This window comes from Phytopseudomonas seleniipraecipitans (assembly GCF_900102335.1).
Lineage (GTDB): Bacteria > Pseudomonadota > Gammaproteobacteria > Pseudomonadales > Pseudomonadaceae > Aquipseudomonas > Aquipseudomonas seleniipraecipitans.
Genome location: NZ_FNBM01000001.1, coordinates 279,329 through 297,721 on the forward strand (window position 1 = coordinate 279,329; position 18,393 = coordinate 297,721).

Annotated in this window: 17 protein-coding genes; 11 read left to right on the top strand and 6 right to left on the bottom strand. The window is 61.8% G+C overall.

Annotated elements, in window-relative coordinates; genetic code table 11:
• Positions 1-87 precede the first annotated feature (87 nt).
• From prfB to BLS60_RS01325, 5 genes are all read left to right on the top strand, one after another.
• A protein-coding gene (gene prfB / locus BLS60_RS01305) for a peptide chain release factor 2 (RefSeq protein WP_122983025.1) occupies positions 88-1,183 on the top strand; the annotation gives its coding sequence in 2 pieces (ribosomal slippage) (positions 88-159 and positions 161-1,183; 1,095 coding nt in all).
• A 61-nt stretch (positions 1,184-1,244) separates the two neighbouring features.
• Positions 1,245-2,747, top strand: a complete 1,503-nt coding sequence (lysS, locus tag BLS60_RS01310; protein ID WP_092363764.1) for a lysine--tRNA ligase — start codon at positions 1,245-1,247, stop codon at positions 2,745-2,747.
• 150 nt (positions 2,748-2,897) lie between these two features.
• Entirely contained in the window at positions 2,898-3,449 is a 552-nt protein-coding gene (locus BLS60_RS01315; RefSeq protein ID WP_070881363.1) for a hypothetical protein, read from the top strand.
• 54 nt (positions 3,450-3,503) lie between these two features.
• Positions 3,504-4,799, top strand: coding sequence for a flavohemoglobin expression-modulating QEGLA motif protein (locus BLS60_RS01320; RefSeq protein ID WP_092363767.1), 1,296 nt, complete (start codon positions 3,504-3,506; stop codon positions 4,797-4,799).
• 91 nt (positions 4,800-4,890) lie between these two features.
• Positions 4,891-5,190, top strand: a complete 300-nt coding sequence (locus BLS60_RS01325) for a PA3694 family proteiin (RefSeq protein ID WP_092363770.1) — start codon at positions 4,891-4,893, stop codon at positions 5,188-5,190.
• A gap of 292 nt (positions 5,191-5,482) precedes the next feature.
• Here the strand turns inward: BLS60_RS01325 and lptF are convergent, their stop codons facing one another.
• The 3 genes from lptF to BLS60_RS01340 form a co-directional block, all read right to left on the bottom strand.
• Positions 5,483-6,268, bottom strand: coding sequence for a lipotoxin F family OmpA-related lipoprotein LptF (gene lptF / locus BLS60_RS01330; RefSeq protein WP_092363773.1), 786 nt, complete (start codon positions 6,266-6,268; stop codon positions 5,483-5,485).
• Positions 6,269-6,311: 43 nt separating this feature from the next.
• Positions 6,312-6,746 carry a DUF4398 domain-containing protein gene (locus tag BLS60_RS01335; protein WP_092363776.1) on the bottom strand — a complete coding sequence of 145 codons (435 nt, stop codon included), beginning with the start codon at positions 6,744-6,746 and terminating at the stop codon, positions 6,312-6,314.
• 250 nt (positions 6,747-6,996) lie between these two features.
• Positions 6,997-7,341: a pilin assembly protein gene (locus BLS60_RS01340; RefSeq protein ID WP_092363780.1), complete on the bottom strand. Its 345-nt coding sequence runs from the start codon at positions 7,339-7,341 to the stop codon at positions 6,997-6,999.
• A 199-nt stretch (positions 7,342-7,540) separates the two neighbouring features.
• Here BLS60_RS01340 and ppc point away from each other — a divergent pair, with 199 nt between their 5' ends.
• The 6 genes from ppc (at position 7,541) to BLS60_RS01370 (ending at position 14,504) form a co-directional block, all read left to right on the top strand.
• Positions 7,541-10,177, top strand: coding sequence for a phosphoenolpyruvate carboxylase (gene ppc / locus BLS60_RS01345; RefSeq protein WP_092363783.1), 2,637 nt, complete (start codon positions 7,541-7,543; stop codon positions 10,175-10,177).
• 344 nt (positions 10,178-10,521) lie between these two features.
• Positions 10,522-11,169, top strand: a complete 648-nt coding sequence (gene adk / locus BLS60_RS01350; protein WP_070881370.1) for an adenylate kinase — start codon at positions 10,522-10,524, stop codon at positions 11,167-11,169.
• Between the two features lie 264 nt (positions 11,170-11,433).
• Positions 11,434-12,219, top strand: a complete 786-nt coding sequence (locus BLS60_RS01355) for a 5'-nucleotidase, lipoprotein e(P4) family (RefSeq protein ID WP_070881371.1) — start codon at positions 11,434-11,436, stop codon at positions 12,217-12,219.
• A 189-nt stretch (positions 12,220-12,408) separates the two neighbouring features.
• Positions 12,409-13,101: a tRNA (adenosine(37)-N6)-threonylcarbamoyltransferase complex dimerization subunit type 1 TsaB gene (gene tsaB, locus BLS60_RS01360; protein WP_092363786.1), complete on the top strand. Its 693-nt coding sequence runs from the start codon at positions 12,409-12,411 to the stop codon at positions 13,099-13,101.
• A 127-nt stretch (positions 13,102-13,228) separates the two neighbouring features.
• Entirely contained in the window at positions 13,229-13,570 is a 342-nt protein-coding gene (locus BLS60_RS01365) for a hypothetical protein (RefSeq protein ID WP_070881372.1), read from the top strand.
• A gap of 70 nt (positions 13,571-13,640) precedes the next feature.
• Complete coding sequence (locus BLS60_RS01370; RefSeq protein ID WP_092363789.1) at positions 13,641-14,504, top strand: DUF72 domain-containing protein; 864 nt, start codon at positions 13,641-13,643, stop codon at positions 14,502-14,504.
• A gap of 159 nt (positions 14,505-14,663) precedes the next feature.
• On the opposite strand, the gene BLS60_RS01375 is transcribed toward BLS60_RS01370, so the two are convergent.
• From BLS60_RS01375 to BLS60_RS01385, 3 genes are read right to left on the bottom strand one after another with little or no spacing between them, the layout of a single operon-like run.
• Positions 14,664-15,758: a DUF1513 domain-containing protein gene (locus BLS60_RS01375; RefSeq protein ID WP_070881454.1), complete on the bottom strand. Its 1,095-nt coding sequence runs from the start codon at positions 15,756-15,758 to the stop codon at positions 14,664-14,666.
• A gap of 9 nt (positions 15,759-15,767) precedes the next feature.
• Complete coding sequence (locus BLS60_RS01380) at positions 15,768-16,829, bottom strand: imelysin family protein (protein ID WP_092363792.1); 1,062 nt, start codon at positions 16,827-16,829, stop codon at positions 15,768-15,770.
• A gap of 10 nt (positions 16,830-16,839) precedes the next feature.
• Entirely contained in the window at positions 16,840-18,258 is a 1,419-nt protein-coding gene (locus tag BLS60_RS01385) for a di-heme oxidoreductase family protein (protein ID WP_092363795.1), read from the bottom strand.
• Between the last annotated feature and the right edge of the window lie 135 nt (positions 18,259-18,393).

The window sequence follows — 18,393 nt, forward strand, 5'->3', positions numbered from 1 at the left end:
TGATACGCCTGATCCTGCTGCCAGCGAATTCGGAGTCAGGTATACTCAGCGGCTTTTCCGAAGTTTTACCTGCGAGTGCCGACAGCCATGGAAATCAACCCGATCCTGAACAGCATCAAGGACCTGTCCGAGCGCACCCAGACTATTCGGGGGTATCTTTGACTACGATCACAAGCATGATCGTCTCGTCGAAGTAAACCGCGAACTCGAAGACCCGAACGTCTGGAACAAGCCGGAATACGCCCAGAGCCTGGGCCGTGAGCGCTCCGCCCTGGCGCTGATCGTCGAGACCATCGATGACCTGACCGGCAGCCTGGCCGATTCCCGCGACCTGCTCGATATGGCCGTCGAAGAAGACGACCAGAGCGCCGTCGACGATGTCGCCAGCGAGATTGAGCGCCTGCGTGGCATCCTCGAGAAGCTCGAATTCCGCCGCATGTTCAGCCACGAAATGGACCCGAACAACTGCTACCTGGATATCCAGGCCGGCTCCGGTGGTACCGAGGCGCAGGACTGGGCCAACATCCTCCTGCGCATGTACCTGCGCTGGGCCGACAAGCGCGGCTTCAGTGCCGAAATCGTCGAGCTGTCCGAAGGCGAAGTCGCTGGTATCAAAGGCGCCACCGTGCACATCAAGGGCGAGTACGCCTTCGGCTGGCTGCGCACCGAAATCGGCGTGCACCGTCTGGTGCGCAAGAGCCCGTTCGACTCCGGCGCTCGTCGCCACACGTCGTTCTCGGCGGTGTTCGTGTCCCCCGAGATCGACGACAAGGTCGAGATCGACATCAACCCGTCCGATCTGCGCATCGACACCTACCGCTCCTCCGGTGCGGGTGGTCAGCACGTCAACACCACCGACTCGGCAGTACGTATCACCCACGTACCCACCAACACCGTGGTGGCGTGCCAGAACGAACGCTCCCAGCACGCCAACAAGGACACCGCCATGAAAATGCTGCGGGCCCGGTTGTACGAGCAGGAGATGCAGAAGCGCAACGCCGCTTCCCAGGCGCTGGAAGACACCAAGTCCGATATCGGCTGGGGTCATCAGATCCGCTCCTACGTGCTCGATGATTCGCGCATCAAGGACCTGCGAACTGGCGTGGAGCGTAGCGACTGCCAGAAAGTTCTCGATGGCGACATTGACCAGTACCTCGAAGCCAGCCTGAAACAAGGCCTGTAATACCTTTTGGTTCCGCCCCAACGAGGGGCGGCGACTACCCCGTGATGGAATCCCGACGAACATGAGCGACCAACAAGCCGACCAGCAGCAACTGCAACAGGAAGAAAACAAGCTGATTGCCCAGCGCAAGGAAAAGCTTGCAGCCATCCGCGAGCAGGGCAATGCCTTCCCCAATGACTTCCGTCGCGACAACCTCTGCGCCGACCTGCAGAAACAGTACGCCGACAAGACCAAGGAAGAGCTCGAAGCCGCTGCCATTCCGGTCAAGGTTGCCGGTCGCATCATGCTCAACCGTGGCTCCTTCATGGTCATCCAGGACATGAGCGGGCGCATCCAGGTCTACGTCAACCGCAAGACCCTGCCCGAAGAAACCCTGGCCGCAGTAAAAAGCTGGGACATGGGCGACATCATCGCGGCTGTCGGCACCCTAGCGCGTAGCGGCAAGGGCGACCTGTACGTTGAGATGACCGACGTGCGCCTGCTGACCAAATCGCTGCGCCCGCTGCCGGACAAGCACCATGGCCTGACCGACACCGAGCAGCGCTATCGCCAGCGCTACGTCGACCTGATCGTCAACGAAGAAGTGCGCGAAACCTTCCGCGTGCGTTCCCAGGTGATCGCTCATATCCGCCGTTTCCTCGCCGAGCGCAACTTCCTCGAAGTGGAAACGCCGATGCTGCAGACCATTCCCGGCGGCGCCGCAGCCAAGCCGTTCGAAACCCACCACAACGCGCTGGACATGGCCATGTTCCTGCGCATCGCGCCGGAGCTGTACCTCAAGCGGCTGGTGGTTGGCGGCTTTGAAAAAGTCTTCGAGATCAACCGCAACTTCCGTAACGAAGGCGTCTCGACCCGGCACAACCCCGAGTTCACCATGCTCGAGTTCTACCAGGCTTACGCTGATTACGAAGACAACATGGACCTGACCGAGGAGCTGTTCCGCGAACTGGCGCAGAGCGTGCTTGGCACCACCGACGTGCCATACGGCGACAAGGTGTTCCACTTCGGTGAGCCGTTTGTGCGCCTGTCGGTGTTCGACTCGATCCTCAAGTACAACCCGGAGATCACTGCGGCCGATCTGCAGGATCTGAACAAAGCGCGGGAAATCGCCAAGAAAGCCGGCGCCAAGGTGCTGGGCTTCGAAGGCCTGGGCAAGCTGCAGGTGATGATTTTCGAAGAGCTGGTCGAGCATAAACTTGAGCAGCCGCACTTCATCACCCAGTACCCGTTCGAAGTGTCGCCGCTGGCGCGCCGCAACGATGACAACCCGAACGTCACCGACCGCTTCGAACTGTTCATCGGTGGCCGCGAAATCGCCAACGCCTACTCCGAGCTGAACGACGCCGAAGATCAGGCCGACCGCTTCCAGGCCCAGGTGGCTGACAAGGATGCCGGCGACGACGAAGCCATGCACTATGACGCCGACTTCGTGCGTGCGCTCGAATACGGCATGCCGCCGACGGCGGGCGAGGGCATCGGTATCGACCGCCTGGTGATGTTGCTGACGAACTCACCGTCGATTCGCGACGTGATTCTGTTCCCGCATATGCGCCCGGAACTCTAAGGGTTTACCAGAGCCGCCTTCGGGCGGCTTTTTATTGTCTGCGATTCAACGCCTATCCTGTTCAAAGACGTCCAGCGGGATGCTTGACGCGCCGCGTCGCCGGAATGGACTATCAGCCCGGCAGCCCACGATTGTCTCAAGGAGAGCAAGATGAAAGCCTGGCGTGCACTGATGGTGCTGTCGTTTCTGCTGTTGAGTGGCTGTCTGGTGACCTTCAAGGAGCCGATCCCGGCCAATGAAGCGGCGCCGATTCCGCTGCTCGGGGTCTGGTCGCGTACCGATGAGTGGGGCGAACTGCGCTACCTGGACGTGACCCGTTCCGGCTCCAACCTGTACAAGGCCGACACCTATGTCGACAGCCCCGATAATGTGGCCAGCCTGCAAAGCTTCAGTTTCACCGTCGCCCACCATGGCCGCCGCTGGTACCTGTCGGCAGGCGTGCCCAAGCGCATGGGCGCGAATTTCGCCATCGGCGGCTTCGAGCTGACCCACAACAACGAGCTGGTACTGTTCAAACTGGACGTCGGGCAAATTCTGCAGGCCATCGACAGCGGCGAACTCAAAGGCAGCGGCGTGGACATGCCGCAAGGCGAGGGTGTGTTGGTGTCCAGCAAGCTGGAGCAGGTGTTCGCGTACCTTAACGACCCTGCCAATTCCGATGTATTTGTCGAAGTGGCACGCTATCAGCGATCCGCTCCTTGAGAATCGCTTAGGCAATTTCAATGAACAATCAGCAGTGACGCAGAGAGGATCTCCATGAACAGCCACACAGGACTCGACGGTTACCAACTGGTCGTGCGCGCGCTGTCCGATCGTATCGTCGAGGCGCAGACGCCGATCCGCGTACTCGACGCGGTGAAATGGGACGACTCCATTCGCCAGGCTTTTCTCAAGCACAAGGGCCGCGAGCTGCCGGCCGTCGACCGCGCCTACTACGACAGCCGCCCGCTGGCCTTCGACCCGGCCGCAAAGAAGCTCGAATTCCAGAACATCGAGCGCGACATCACTCGCCAGCTTGGCCAGTTCAACCCGGTCGGGCAGATCATGCGGCGCATGTGCCGCGAATACCGCATGGTCATCCGCATGCTGGAGGCTCGCGGCACGGCGGATTTCGGGCTGATTTCCCAGGAGCTGTACGGCGCCGCCTCCGACGCTTTCCACGCCGGCGATCCAACCCTGGCGGACCTTGGGCTGATGTTCTCCGGCTACCTGAACAACATCGACAGTCGCGGTGATCTCAAGGATGAACCCAAGACGCTCAGCGCCAAGGACGCGGTGGCGTTACTGCAGAGCCGGCTGAACTTGGTGTTCGGCGAGAGCGACAGCACCATCCGGGTGTTCGAGTCGGACGGGATTCTGGCCGACGCGGCGGCGGGCGCTGACTACATCAAGATTCGCACCGACGCGATGTTCAACGAGCGCGACGTCAAGGCGCTCGAAGTCCATGAAGGCCTGGTGCACGTGGCGACCACGCTCAATGGCCAGAACCAGCCAATCTGCACGTTCCTTGCCAAGGGGCCGCCCTCGTCGACGGTTACCCAGGAAGGGTTGGCCATTCTCATGGAAGTGATTGCCTTCGCCTCTTATCCGAGCCGTCTGCGCAAACTCACCAACCGCACCCGCGCTATCCACATGGCCGAGCAGGGCGCCGATTTCCTGCAGGTCTGCGAGTTCTACCGCGAGCAAGGCTTCAGCCTGGAAGACAGTTACAGCAACGCCAGCCGGGCCTTTCGCGGCTCTGCGCCGGATGGCCTGCCCTTCACCAAGGATCTGTCCTACTTGAAGGGTTTCATCATGATCTACAACTACATCCAGCTCGCCGTGCGCAAAGGCAAGCTGGAACAGATCCCTTTATTGTTCTGCGGCAAAACTACGCTCGAGGATATGCGTACGCTACGCCAGCTGGTCGATGAAGGCCTGGTAAGCCCACCGAAGTATTTGCCGCAGCAGTTTCGCGATCTCAATTCGCTGTCGGCCTGGATGTGCTTCTCCAACTTCCTCAACCACCTGAGCCTGGACCGGATCGAAGCCGACTACGCCAACATTCTCTGACTGTGCAGTGGAGGAGGGCGGCGTTGCGGTTTGCCGGCCCTCCCTTCACCGATCCGGGTCGCTGCGGCCTGATCGCTTTCGAGATGTTTAGATGAGCGAGCGCAACCCCATTCCCCTGATTCTCACCGCGATCGGCAGCATCGCCGGCACCGTTGCGGTGCTCGGTTTCTATGGGTATCTGCACGTCGCCAAGCCGCAGGATGCCCTGCTGCTGTCGGAGTTCACCATGCTCAAGACCATTCCCAGCGAGGATTATCGGGTCAGCTTGAAGGCCGCCGATCAGTCAGCTCAGTGCATCGACGGCGTGCTGGTGTTATTCGATCTGCAGCAGAAGGGGCTCAGCGGCGTGCTGGTGGATGACCGCAAGCGCGCGGTTCGTTGCAACGGATAGGATACCGCTGGCGTCCAGTGTGGAGCGGCAGGAGAAAGGCGCAAGCAGACGTAGGGTGGATGACGCTCTTTTCATCCACCATTGCGATCGCAGAGCAGTGGGCGGATCGGGCCGCGTAGGTGAGGCGTCGTCCACCCTACGAACGGCCGCTTGCGCCACGCAGCTGTCTTTTACTGGCGCGGCATTCTCCAAAAACAGCGAACCCCGCCGAGGCGGGGTTCGCTGTTTTTGGGTTGTCTGCCTCTAATGAAAGCAGGCAACCCAGGCAGGCCGGAGCCTTAAAGGGTGGCGCTTAGTTGCTCATCGAAGAGCGCGGAGCAACCGGCTTGTTGTCGTTGGAAATGGTGACTTCCACGCGACGGTTCATGGCACGGCCGGCAGAATCAGAGTTGCTGGCAACTGGGTATTCCTTGCCATAACCCTGAGCGACGATGCGCTCCGGGCCTACACCCTGACGTACCAGCGCGGCACGTACGGAGTTGGCGCGACGCTCGGACAGGCCCTGGTTGTAGTCAGCCGAACCGGTGCTGTCGGTGTAGCCTTCGACAATCACCTTGCGGTCCGGGTTTTCCTGCAGGAACTGGGCAAGTTTGGTGATGTTGTGCATGCCGCCTGGCTTCAGCTCAGCACGGTTCAGGTCGAACAGTACGTCACCGAAGGTTACCAGGGTGCCTCGTTCAGTCTGCTTGGCGTTGAGGCTGTTCTGCAGCTGCTTGATCTGTGCGTCACGGGCTTCCAGGCGAGCCTGGGCGCGCTGGGCGCCGCTTTTTTCCAAGTTCTGCTCGGTGGTGCGCAGCGCGATAGTCTGCTGAGCGAGTTCGATGCGCTTGTTGGCCAGGTAGGCGAGCTGGTCGACTTTCTTCTCGTCTTCCTTCTCACGGAAAGCACGTTCGGCTTTCTCGAGTGCTTCGCCTGCATCCTTGGTTTCCAGCGCCGCCACTTTCACCGACTCTGGGTCAGTTTGCAGGCTGGAGTAGCTGCTGCGCGCCTGTTCCAGGTTCACGTTAGGTTGGGTGGAGCAGGCAGCGAGGCCAACGCTCAGAGCCAGCAGAGCTGGAATCATCACTTGTTTACGCATGATCGTTCATCCTTTATTCAATTGGCGAAGTCTGACGAGGCTGTTACTGACCCTGGGTAGGGGTCTGTTGAGCGCCGCGCATACCTTCCTGACGCAGCTCTTCGATACCTTGCTGGGCATCCTTGAGAGCTTTGTCGGCTTTTGCTGCCTGAGTCTTGCGAACGGCGACGCGGGCGTCCCACTCGGCTTGTTCAGCCAGGCGCTTGGCTTCTTCGTAATTCTTCTCGACGACTTCCAGCTCGGCCTGCTTCAGCTTGTCCTGAGCGGCTTTGGTTTCAACGGCAGCGAATTCGGTACCGCCGGAACTTACAGCTTCGTTGACGGCAGACTTGGTCACAGCGAGTTGTTCACTGGGCGGGTTGCCTGCGCAACCGGCGAGCAGCAGGCTGCTGCCGATGGCCAGTGCCGCGACCTTCCAGCCGGCCAGTTGAGTACGAGCGTTTGGGGCAGTTTTAGTGGTCATGGTGTGCAACTCCATTGGTAAATTCCTGGCAAACAGTGGGTTTCCACGTGGGTCACCTGCCGTGCGGAGACTCAGGAGCAAACGCGGCTGAGTAAGTTTTTCTCCGGCGACCAGTGGTCATAACGGCATAACTCTGTGAGTTGACTGGGCAACGAAACGTTCAGCAAAAAAAAGCCTCACGCCAGGAACGCGTCGTCAGAAAAACGACACAGGCCGCGTGATTCGCTGCTTTGCCGGTCTCTGATGAGTTGCGCAGAAATGCGTTTCATTGGCCCGTTTCGCTCGCTCCAGCGGTCATTTCCTGCAGGTAATGACGCGCCAGTTCGAGAAAACGCGGGGTCGGGCCGATGTCTTCGTAGACCGGGTTACCTTCCTCGTCAGTCGCCACGACCTGGGTGCCCTGCACATAGGGCAGGCTCGCCTCGAGGTCTTCCAGGGCAGCGCCCAGCAGCTCGGCCAGCAGTTCTTCCGGCCGCCGCTTGGGATACATGTGGCTGAGTGCGGACAGCCGTGCGGCAGCCTCGACATCCAGATGCACTTGGTAGGGTGTGCTGACCATGCGGCCGGTCGCATTCTGTTCCCATTGCTGGACGAGTTCGCGGATCTTCATAGGTACCTCGGGTGGGGCGGGTTCTCTGTTACTGACCTGAGCCTCCGGGCTGCGTTCCGCTTGTTCGCAGGGCGGCGAGAGGCCGTCAGATAACGACAAGGTCCCAGGGGTGATCTGCTGCTTTGGTCGCAGGCCGGCTTGTCAGGCGCGCCAAGGCTGGGCACTCTGCAGGCTCATGCAGCGGCGCAGGGGCACTGGTATGACGCAAATCGACGCACGTCTACGCGAGGACGTTCACCAGCTCGGTGAGCTGCTCGGCACCACCATCCGCGAGCAATACGGCGATGCCTTTCTCGACAAGATCGAGCGCATCCGCAAGGGCGCCAAGGCAGCACGACAGGGTTCTGCCGATGGCGCTCGGCAGCTCAGCGAGACGCTCGATCAGCTGAACGACGGCGAACTGCTGCCCGTGGCGCGCGCGTTCAATCAGTTCCTCAATCTGGCCAACATCGCCGAGCAGTACCACCGCGTACGCCGGCGTGATCCCGGTGAAGCGAAGCCTTTCGAGAACCGCATTCTCGACGAGCTGCTGCAGCGCCTTCTCGCTGATGGTCACGACCGCGAAGCCCTGGCGCGTCAGGTCGGCCAGCTGGATATCGAACTGGTACTGACCGCGCACCCGACCGAAGTCGCGCGGCGTACCCTGATTCAGAAATACGACGCCATCTCCGCGCAATTGGCCGAACAGGATCATCGCGATCTGTCGGATGCCGAGCGCGACGCCATCGCTGGCCGCCTGCAGCGGTTGATCGCCGAGGCCTGGCACACGGAGGAAATCCGCCGTGTACGCCCGACTCCGGTGGACGAGGCCAAGTGGGGCTTTGCGGTGATCGAGAACTCGCTGTGGCAAGCGGTGCCGACGGTGCTACGCAAGGCCGATCAGACGCTGCAGCGGGAAACCGGGCTGCGTTTACCGCTGCAGGCTGCGCCGATTCGTTTCGCCTCGTGGATGGGCGGCGATCGGGATGGCAATCCCAACGTGACCGCCAAGGTAACCCGCGAGGTGCTGTTGCTGGCGCGCTGGATGGCCGCCGACTTGTATCTGCGCGATATCGACAGCCTGGCTGCCGAGCTGTCCATGCAGCAGGCCAGCGATGAATTGCGCACCCGCGCCGGTGATAGCGCAGAGCCCTATCGCGCATTGTTGAAAGGCCTGCGCGAGCGGCTGCGGGCGACACGCGCCTGGGCGCACGAGTCGCTTGCCGGCCCGGTCAAGCCATCTGCGGCGGTACTGAGCCACAACGACGAACTCTACGAGCCATTGCACCTGTGCTATCGCTCGCTGCATGACTGCGGCATGGGGGTGATCGCCGATGGGCCGCTGCTCGACTTCCTGCGCCGAGTCAGCACCTTCGGTCTGTTTCTGGTGCGCCTGGATGTGCGTCAGGACGCTGCCCGTCATGCCGCCGCGCTGGGTGAAATCACCGAGTACCTGGGTCTCGGGCGATACCAGGAGTGGGACGAGGAGCAGCGCCTGGTTTTCCTGCAAACCGAACTGAGCAGCCGACGGCCTTTGCTGCCTGCCGACTTCTGCCCGGCTGAAGACACGGCCGAGGTATTGGCTACTTGTCGCGAAGTCGCTGCGGCGCCAGCGGCCTCTCTCGGCTCGTACGTGATCTCCATGGCCGGTGCCGCTTCCGACGTGCTCGCGGTTCAGTTACTGCTCAAGGAAGCCGGGCTGCGGCGTGCGATGCGTGTAGTGCCGTTGTTCGAGACGCTGGCGGATCTCGATAACGCACCCACGGCGATCGAGCGTCTGCTGGCGCTGCCGGATTACCGTGCGCAGCTGCAGGGGCCGCAGGAGGTAATGATCGGCTACTCGGACTCTGCCAAAGACGCCGGTACTACTGCCGCCGCGTGGGCGCAGTACCGTGCCCAGGAGAGCCTGGTGGATATCTGCCAGCGGCACGAGGTCGAGTTGCTGCTGTTTCATGGCCGCGGCGGCACGGTCGGGCGAGGCGGTGGCCCCGCTCATGAGGCGATTCTGTCGCAGCCGCCGGGTTCGGTGAACGGGAGTTTTCGCACCACCGAGCAGGGCGAGATGATCCGTTTCAAATTCGGCATGCCGGACATCGCTGAGCAAAACCTCAATCTCTATCTGGCAGCGGTACTGGAAGCCACCTTGATGCCGCCACCGGCGCCAGAGCCGGCCTGGCGGGCGCAGATGGATCGGCTCGCTGCCGACGGCGTGGCGGCCTACCGTGGCGTGGTGCGTGAACATCCGCAGTTTGTCGAGTATTTCCGCCAGGCTACGCCGGAGCAGGAACTCGGGCGCTTGCCGCTGGGAAGCCGCCCGGCCAAGCGCCGTGAGGGTGGCGTGGAAAGCCTGCGGGCGATCCCGTGGATTTTTGCCTGGACGCAAACGCGCCTGATGCTACCCGCCTGGCTCGGCTGGGAGGCGGCGCTTAGCGGCGCGCTGGAACGTGGCGAAGGCGAGCTGTTGCAGGATATGCGCGAGCACTGGCCGTTTTTCCGTACCCGCATCGACATGCTTGAAATGGTTCTGGCCAAGGCCGACGAGTCGATTGCCAGCCTGTATGACGAGCGGTTAGTTGACGCTGAGCTGCGTCCATTAGGTGCGCATTTGCGCGACCTATTGTCGCAGGCCGGCGATGTGGTACTGGGCCTGACCGGACAGACGCAGTTGCTCGCTCATAGCGCGGAGACGCTCGAGTTCATCACCGTGCGTAATACCTATCTGGATCCACTGCATCTGTTGCAGGCCGAACTGCTTGCCCGTTCCAGACGGCGTGAGCACGAGGCGGGAAGCGCTCTGGAGCAAGCCTTGCTGGTCAGCGTGGCAGGTATCGCGGCGGGATTGCGTAACACCGGCTAGAAAAAGAGCAGCTGGGAAACGGCAATTAGGTTTCACCAAGTATCTTGTCGCCAATAGCGGCGAAAATCGGTTAAAAGATGATGTTTAGTCAGCATGTTGAAGGTTTCGAGGCGTTTTCAGTTAGTCGTTCTCTCCATTCGCAGGCCGTGACAGGGGTTGGCGCCTGGAAATGCGGCCTTGGTCGCATTTGTCTGCGACTTTCGACGGCTTGTGCGGCATTGGGGCGCTGTGTATCTTGATCGACCTTCTGGCAGTTCAGCCCTGGCTGGCCTGCCGAAACTTTTTTGAGATTGGCCCCACGAGGCGAGTCCACCATCACTACCAAGAACTTGAGGAGCACATCGATGCGCGTGATTCTGTTGGGGGCGCCCGGTGCCGGCAAAGGTACTCAGGCTGGTTTCATTACCAAGAAATTCTCGATTCCACAGATCTCCACCGGTGACATGCTGCGCGCCGCGGTCAAGGCCGGCACCGAGCTGGGCCTGGCTGCAAAGAGCGTGATGGATTCCGGTGGCCTGGTCTCTGATGATCTGATCATCAACCTGGTCAAGGAACGCATCGCTCAGCCAGATTGTGCCAACGGCTTCCTGTTCGACGGCTTCCCGCGCACTATTCCCCAGGCTCGGGCCCTCAAGGACGCTGGCGTACAGATCGACCACGTGATCGAAATCGCTGTCGATGACGAAGAAATCGTTGGCCGCATCGCCGGCCGCCGTGTGCACCCGAACTCCGGTCGTGTGTACCACACCGAGCACAACCCACCGAAGGTCGCCGGCAAGGATGACGAAACCGGTGAGGAGCTGATCCAGCGCGACGACGACAAGGAAGCTACCGTGCGTCATCGCCTGTCGATCTACCACTCGCAGACCAAGCCGCTGGTGGATTTCTACCAGAGGCTGTCGGCTGCCGAAGGCACCCCGAAGTACAGCGCCATCGCGGGTGTCGGCTCGGTCGAGCAGATCACCGCCAAGGTCCTCGAAGCGCTCAGCTGAGTGCAACTGACCTGACATCAACGGCCCGCTTGCGGGCCGTTGTCGTTTCCGGGGCTATTCAGAGGCTATATGAGCGCGATTGGACCTTTATCCGCTGATCTATCTGGTTAGTATGTGTAGCCAGCAGCGGCTGGCCGGTTACCGGAACCGCAATATCTGGCTCATCGCGCACAGTCGCTTTCGGCTTTCAAACGTCACTTCAGCGCCTCGCTTACACGCGAGGAAGGCAGCTTTACATCATCAACCCGCAATAGAGTGCATTCCATGACCAAGAACAGAAGATTTGCCTGCTTGCCCATCGCCTTTGTGGCATCGGCATTGAGCGCATCCGTCGCATTGGCCGACGGCGCCCCTGAGAAAAAGGGCGAGTGCTCGGTGGCCGAGTTCACCATGGGGCTGCGTTACCAGCAGCAATCAGCGGAAGTTCGCGCCTTGCAGATGCAGGCTTACAACATTGCCACCGAGAAGCTGGATGCAGCGGTGGCCGCAGCAGAGGACCCGTCGAAACTGGCGATCGTCACCGACGTCGATGAAACGGTGATCGATAACTCCGCGCTGCTGGCGCGTGACCTCGCCAATTGCCACACCTACGACGGCTGGGACACCTGGCTGCCCTGGGAGCGTGACGGCAACCCGGTGTTGATTCCAGGCGCCAAGAAATTCCTCGAGCACGCCGACAAGCTGGGCGTGGTCATTCGTTATGTGTCCGATCGCTCGGAAGAGCAGAAGGACTACACCCTCAAGGCGTTGAAGAAGCTCGACCTGCCGCAGGTCAGCGCAGAAAGCGTGATGCTGCTCGGGCCACCGAAGATCGAGCGCCGCGCGATCGTTGCCAAGGACTACCGCATCGTGATGCTGCTCGGCGATACCCTGCACGATTTCGATGCGCGGTTTCGCAAGACGCCAGTGGCTGAGCAGCGCGCGACGGCCGAAGCAGAGTCAGCGAAGTGGGGCACCGAGTGGATCGTGTTCCCGAATTCCGGCTACGGCACTTGGTCGAAAGAGCCGCTGAAGGGCTGGGACGCCAAGCCTGTCATCGAGAAGTGGTAAACGCGTTGGTCCTTAGCCACACCGGCTGACTTGCGATGCGCCGCTGCTTTCCTCAGGCAGTGGCGCTCGACTGTATCGCCCATATGCTTATTCTCTGACGCTCTGGCCAGCCGCTGGACCTGCCATGCTGGAAAAAACCGCCTCAAACCGTTTTAATGCCCGCCCGCTCAGCCACCTCGTTAGATCACCATGACCACTCTGCTGGCCCTCGATACCGCCACTGAAGCCTGTTCCGTCGCCTTGCTGCATGACGGTCGGGTAACGAGTCACTACGAGGTGATTCCGCGCCTGCATGCGCAGCGTTTGTTGCCGATGATCAAGGCGTTGCTCGACAGCCAGGGCGTGACGTTGTCCGCGCTGGATGCCATCGCCTTCGGCCGCGGCCCCGGTGCGTTCACCGGTGTGCGTATCGCCATTGGCGTGGTGCAGGGGCTGGCGTTCGCGCTGGATCGTCCGGTGCTGCCGGTGTCCAACCTGGCGGTGCTGGCGCAGCGCTCCCTGCGTGAACACGGCGCCAGTCAGGTCGCCGCTGCCATCGATGCACGAATGGATGAGGTCTACTGGGGCTGTTACCGCGCCGAGCAGGGCGAGATGCGCCTGGTCGGTGCGGAGGCCGTGCTGGCTCCAGAGCAGGCGCAATTGCCGACTGATGCGACCAGTGAGTGGTTCGGCGCCGGCACCGGTTGGGGTACCTTTGCGCCGCGAATCGCTGCGCAGGTTTCAGCGCGCGATGACGGCATGCTGCCCCACGCAGAAGACCTGCTAAGCCTGGCCCGTTTCGCCTGGGCGCGTGACGAAGCGGTGGTGGCCGACCAGGCGCAACCGATCTATTTACGTGACAAAGTGGCCACACCGAAGATGCCACCACCGGCTGGTTTTTAAGTCACCGACCGACGGCGCCCTTAAAGCCGTCCTTTTGTCGTCAACTTCCCGACATTAGATTGCCAATGGCCTGCGGTGCGGCTAAATTGCCAGCACTTCCGCACGTCTTCCTGCCGAGCCTGCATTGATGCGTATCGACGGTAACATCGCGCCTTACTCACCGGATCGTGGCCCCCGCTCGGGGACTGCGGTCACGCCCTATCGTGAGGCGAACCGTGAGCAGGAAGTAAAGCGCGAACAACCGACCCCCGCGTCGGCCTCTCAAGGCTTCGAGCAAACTCCGCAAATACGTCGCGTGCAGCAGACCAACGCCAGCACTGATTATTTCCCAGTGCGTTCACAGGACACCAGCTACCAGCCTGCCATGAGCAACCGTGCTGCCCAGGCCATCGCCAGCTACAGCAGTACCGAGGCTTACCTGCGCGACATGGATGCACAGCAGGTGCTGGGCCTCGATCTCTACGCCTGATCGACTGGCGGCCTGCGCCATCGCGTCACACAAGGCACAATAGCGGCCTGTGACCTATCAGCGAATTGCAATGCTTCCCTATTTTCTTGGCTGCCCCTCCTGGCATGAAGCCGCCTGGCGCGGCGGCTTCTATCCTCCCGATCTCAACCTGAGCGACAGCCTCGAGCACTATTGCCGTGTGTTCAATACCGTGGAAGGCAATACCACGTTCTACGCTCGCCCCAAGCCGGAGACGGTAGCCAGCTGGGTGCAACGCATGCCCACAGACTTTCGCTTCTGCGCCAAGGTGCACAAGGACATTAGCCACGACGGCGATCTGCGCGGCCAACTGGACAACACCCAGGCTTTTCTCGACGAGCTCGCGCCATTGGCTGAGCGGATAACTCCGTTGTGGTTACAGCTGCCGGCGATATTCGGCCCGTCGCGGCTGGGTGAGCTGGCGGTGTGGCTGGATCAGTTCGCTGATCGGCGACTGGCTGTGGAAGTGCGTCACCCGGCATTTTTCGACAAGGGTAATGAAGAGCGCATGCTCAATCGGCTGCTTCATGAACGGGGGGTTGAGCGTATCTGCCTGGACTCGCGCGCGCTGTTCAGCTGCCAATCGAGAGACCCGGCAGTGCTGCATGCGCAGTCGAAGAAACCGCGTCTGCCGGTTCGTCCGGCGGCGTTCAGCGAGAGCCCGCAGGTACGTTTTATCGGCGGGCCGGATCTCGACGCCAATCAGCCGTTCCTCGAACCCTGGCTGGACAAGGTGGCGGCGTGGATAGAGCAAGGCCTGACCCCTCATGTGTTTTTGCACACCCCGGACAACCAGCTCGCCGCCGCCCAGGCGTTGCGCTTTCACCAGGCCTTGAGCGAACGCCTGCCAGGTTTGCCAGCGCTGGCCCCGTATACCGACAGCGAACCGCGAGCCGAGCAGCTCGGTCTGCTCTAAACAGCAGGGCAGGCAACGCAGAGACAGGGCGAGAGCAGCCTCTCGTAGGGGGGACGACGCTTGCCTGCGTAGCCCGATCCGTCCACCGCTCTGCGATCGCGATGGTGGATGAAAAGAGCGTCATCCACCCTACGTCTGCTTCCGTCTTTTTTTTGCTGCTCAAGCCAAGCGCAGGTGGTTGTCCCAGAGCCCTGCGGGCAGCTCCAGTGGCTGCATGGCGATGCGCTCACTGCGGCAGTCATACAGGCGGCAGCGGCCGATGCCAGCGCTGACCACGAAACCATTTTCCACCGCGCCGACGCCGGCGCAGTCGGGCAGGGCGGCATCCAGACGCACCGCGCCGCTGTCGAGGTCCCAGATGAACAGACGATTACCGCGCGGCGCGGTCATCGCCAGCAGGCGCAGGTCGCTGTGCACGGCCACACTGGCGGTGTACTGGCTCATCATCTGTCGTTGCGCATCGGCCATCGGAAAATGCTGGAAGGGCTGGCCTGGCCGTTTGATGGCGACCAGCGGCACGATATCCATGGCATCACCCATGTACTGCTGGCCGCTGACGATGGTGCCGTCGCTGGCCACCGCCAAATGGCGCACGCTGTTCATCCGTTCGGGCAATTGCTCCTTGCTGTGCAGCGTGCCGTCGCGCGCCATCAGCACCAGGCTGGCTTCCATGGCGTCGAGGTTCATCTCTACCCGGCTTTCCGCCTCGGTACGGATGCCGCCATTGGCCACCACCAGGGTTTCGCCATCGGGCATCCACAGCACCTGGTGCGGGCCCAGGCCATGGGTGGACAGCTCGGTACGGCGCACAAGGCGCTCGCCTTCCAGCTGATAGGCACCCATCACGCCGCGACCGGGGTCGGTGGTGTCGTTCTCGGTGGCGTACAGCCACTGGCCGTCCTTATGGAACACCGCATGGCCGTAAAAGTGCCGATCCTGTGCGCTATGCAGTGTCTGCAGCAGGCGGCCGTCTCGTGTGTCGATCAGGTAGCTTTCGGTGCTCGGGCGGCGACCCACGAACAAGGCCATCGGCTGGCTCGGGTGTGGCACGACATCATGGCAGCGCTCGCTGACCTGAGTGGCGAAGGCGCGCTGGCCATCAAGCCGGTAGCCGACCGCATAGTGCTTGCCGCCTTCATCATTGCGCGCCGACAGCAGCAGCGGCTGGCCGCCGTCGTGGCTCAGCTTCCAGCCGCCCACAGCGCCAGCGGCCAGAACCGCTGCGCTCAGGCCGAGAAAGGCTCTGCGTTTGATCGCCATGAATCAGTCTCCGTCGTGCGCGTTGAAGCCCAGCTGGATGCCCAGCGCCCGTGCCAGCTCGCCTTCATGCAGGCGATGCAGCACGTTGAGGCTGTCGTAGAAGGTGTTGAGCGCCTGCCTGCCGGCATCGTCTGCGAGCAAATCGCTGAGCGGTTGCTTCAGGCCCGCGAGCTTTTGCCGGGCATCGGCGTAAGCGGCATCGATGCGCTGCTTGAGCGCGTCCTGATCGCTATCGAGCAGGGCTTGGATGCCGTCCTTGTTGGCGCCATGCCAGAGTTGTTCGGCACTGGACAGCGCTGCGCCCAGGTTCGCCAGGCTGGCTTGGCTGCGCCAGGCCTCGGCCTGGTAAGGCTGCGGCGCGCCCTTGCTCTGCCGGCCCAACGGTGCACCGAGCTTTTTCTTCAGGCCGTCGAGGGCGCTGACCTGGGTGCGCAACAGATCGGATATGGCTTCGCCGGCCTCCGCGTAACGATCGTTGGGGAACAGCTTGAACTGGTTCAGCGCGCCCGTTTCGCCCTGCCATTGCGCGACGACGGTACTTGCCAACGCCTGCTGATGTTCGCCGATGGCCACCAGCAGCGGGCAGTAGCGGGATTTTTGCGTGGCGTCTTGCAGGTTGATGTCAGGATCGAACATCAGGTACTCGTAGGCCGTCAGCCCTTGAACGACGACACTGGATTTCTCCAGATCAGCGGCAGTGAGCGCAGGCTTGGTGTTGATCAGCGCCTGCACCTGGCGGGCTACCAGATTTTTCTTGTCCGGCCAGAACTGCACCTGCCAGGCGCGGTTGCCCTCGGTAAGCGGGCCGACAGCCAGCGGTTGCAGGCTTGCCCAGGCGCTCTGGGCAGTGAGGAAGGCCTGGCGTGCGGTAGGCAGATCCTCTTCGCCCGCGCAGAACGCCTTGGCGCTGGTGGCCAACGCAACGTCGGCTTCCTTCCAGACCGTGTGGGAGGGCAGCAGCACGCCATCGGCGAGTGCGCCACTGACCGTGGTTTGCGGATCGGTGGGTGAGCAGGCTGCCAGAGCCAGGCCCAGCAGGGTGATGGTCAGCGGAGAACGGATCATGCGCGACTCCTTACAGTGAGTTCAGAAACGCCAGAAGCGCGGCGCGCTCCTCGCTGGAAAATGTCAGTACGTGGCGCTTGGCCGCTTCAGCTTCACCGCCATGCCAGGCGATGGCTTCGAGCAGGTTGCGTGCGCGGCCGTCATGCAGAAACTGGTTGTGGCCGCTGATCGTCTTGGTCAGACCGATGCCCCACAACGGCGCGGTACGCCATTGTCTGCCGTTAGCGCGAAACTCGCTGCGGCCATCGGCCAACCCATCGCCCATGTCGTGCAGGAGCAGATCGGTGTAGGGGCGAATGGTCTGGTTGGCCAGCTCCGGCTCAGCAGCGTCGGCGGCGGTGACGAAGCTCGGCGTGTGGCAACCCTGGCAGCCTGCACGGTGGAACAGCGTCTTGCCGACCAGCACCTCGGTGTCGTCCACTTTACGCCGCGTCGGTACGCCGAGGTTGCGGGTGTAGAACAGCACCAGGCGCATGATGTTGTCGCTGACCTCCGGTTCGCCGCCGTTGGGCGCCTGGCCACAAGCCGTCTGCGCCTCGGTGCACTGATCCTTTGGCACCAGGCTGCTGGTCAGGCCCATGTCATGGGCGAAAGCATGCGCATTCTGCTGATTGAGGGTCGGCTGGCCGGCCTTCCAGCCGAAACGGCCTAGTACGGTCTTCTGCTGCGCATCGTCCCAGACCCAGTTGGGTTGGCCGGCAATACTGTCGCCGTCCCGGTCTTCAGGGTCTGCATGGGCCAGAATGGCCGACTCGGGTATCGCTTCAAGCAGCCCCAGCCCGATCATCGGTGGCGCGATTCGCGCTGAGAACAGCGTATCCGGGTGCATCGGCCCGTAGCCCAGCTGGGTGATAGTCAGCTGCGGCGTGCGCAGCTCGACGTTGAAGCCATCGGCGAACTGTACGTTATGCGTGCTGTACTCGACGCGCACCTTGCCCTCGGGCGCGACGCCAGGGTTGGCCATATCCTGCAATTGCGCGCCGTACTTGGGCTCGGGCAGAACACCCTGGCGCTCGATGATCCACGCATCGACATCACCAGCTGGAATCGACAGGCGCACCAGCATTGACACCGCATTAACGCTGCCAGGTTCGGGCGGGTGGCCACGGCCGTCGCGAATGTGGCAGTTCTGGCAGGCGTTGGTATTGAGCAGCGGGCCCAACCCGTCTCGTGCCGTAGTGGTTGACGGTGCGATTACCCAAGGGCTGCGGAAGAAGCTATTGCCTACGCTGAAATCCAGGCGGCGTTCGGCCTTGAGGTTGGCCGAGGGCAAGGAGAAGGCGTTGTGGTCGTTGCGTGACACGCTGGCCGTACCGGCGGACAACGCTTCGCCAGGCTCGGCAGCAGTAAAGGTCGGGGATTGGTCGCAAGCGGCCAGCGCACAGGACAGTGCCAGTAGCGACAGCAGACGACTGGGTGACGCAGGCATCAAGAGACCTGAAACAGCTGATCAGAAGGGCGAGAATCTTAGCAGCCTATGGAGATTTAAATAAGATGGATTTGCATGTGCAGCGGTAATGGGCACATAAAAAAGCCGATGCGAGGTGAGTCGCATCGGCTTGTT

What these genes read in the sequence shown, in the direction of transcription:
- BLS60_RS01315 (WP_070881363.1), top strand. Translation starts at nt 2,898, where the DNA reads ATGAAAGCCTGGCGTGCACTGATGGTGCTGTCGTTTCTGCTGTTGAGT.
- BLS60_RS01355 (WP_070881371.1), top strand. Translation starts at nt 11,434, where the DNA reads ATGACCAAGAACAGAAGATTTGCCTGCTTGCCCATCGCCTTTGTGGCA.
- BLS60_RS01385 (WP_092363795.1), bottom strand. Translation starts at nt 18,258, where the DNA reads ATGCCTGCGTCACCCAGTCGTCTGCTGTCGCTACTGGCACTGTCCTGT.
- tsaB (WP_092363786.1), top strand. Translation starts at nt 12,409, where the DNA reads ATGACCACTCTGCTGGCCCTCGATACCGCCACTGAAGCCTGTTCCGTC.
- BLS60_RS01325 (WP_092363770.1), top strand. Translation starts at nt 4,891, where the DNA reads ATGAGCGAGCGCAACCCCATTCCCCTGATTCTCACCGCGATCGGCAGC.
- BLS60_RS01335 (WP_092363776.1), bottom strand. Translation starts at nt 6,746, where the DNA reads ATGGAGTTGCACACCATGACCACTAAAACTGCCCCAAACGCTCGTACT.
- BLS60_RS01380 (WP_092363792.1), bottom strand. Translation starts at nt 16,829, where the DNA reads ATGATCCGTTCTCCGCTGACCATCACCCTGCTGGGCCTGGCTCTGGCA.
- lptF (WP_092363773.1), bottom strand. Translation starts at nt 6,268, where the DNA reads ATGCGTAAACAAGTGATGATTCCAGCTCTGCTGGCTCTGAGCGTTGGC.
- BLS60_RS01320 (WP_092363767.1), top strand. Translation starts at nt 3,504, where the DNA reads ATGAACAGCCACACAGGACTCGACGGTTACCAACTGGTCGTGCGCGCG.
- ppc (WP_092363783.1), top strand. Translation starts at nt 7,541, where the DNA reads ATGACGCAAATCGACGCACGTCTACGCGAGGACGTTCACCAGCTCGGT.
- BLS60_RS01365 (WP_070881372.1), top strand. Translation starts at nt 13,229, where the DNA reads ATGCGTATCGACGGTAACATCGCGCCTTACTCACCGGATCGTGGCCCC.
- BLS60_RS01370 (WP_092363789.1), top strand. Translation starts at nt 13,641, where the DNA reads ATGCTTCCCTATTTTCTTGGCTGCCCCTCCTGGCATGAAGCCGCCTGG.
- lysS (WP_092363764.1), top strand. Translation starts at nt 1,245, where the DNA reads ATGAGCGACCAACAAGCCGACCAGCAGCAACTGCAACAGGAAGAAAAC.
- adk (WP_070881370.1), top strand. Translation starts at nt 10,522, where the DNA reads ATGCGCGTGATTCTGTTGGGGGCGCCCGGTGCCGGCAAAGGTACTCAG.
- BLS60_RS01340 (WP_092363780.1), bottom strand. Translation starts at nt 7,341, where the DNA reads ATGAAGATCCGCGAACTCGTCCAGCAATGGGAACAGAATGCGACCGGC.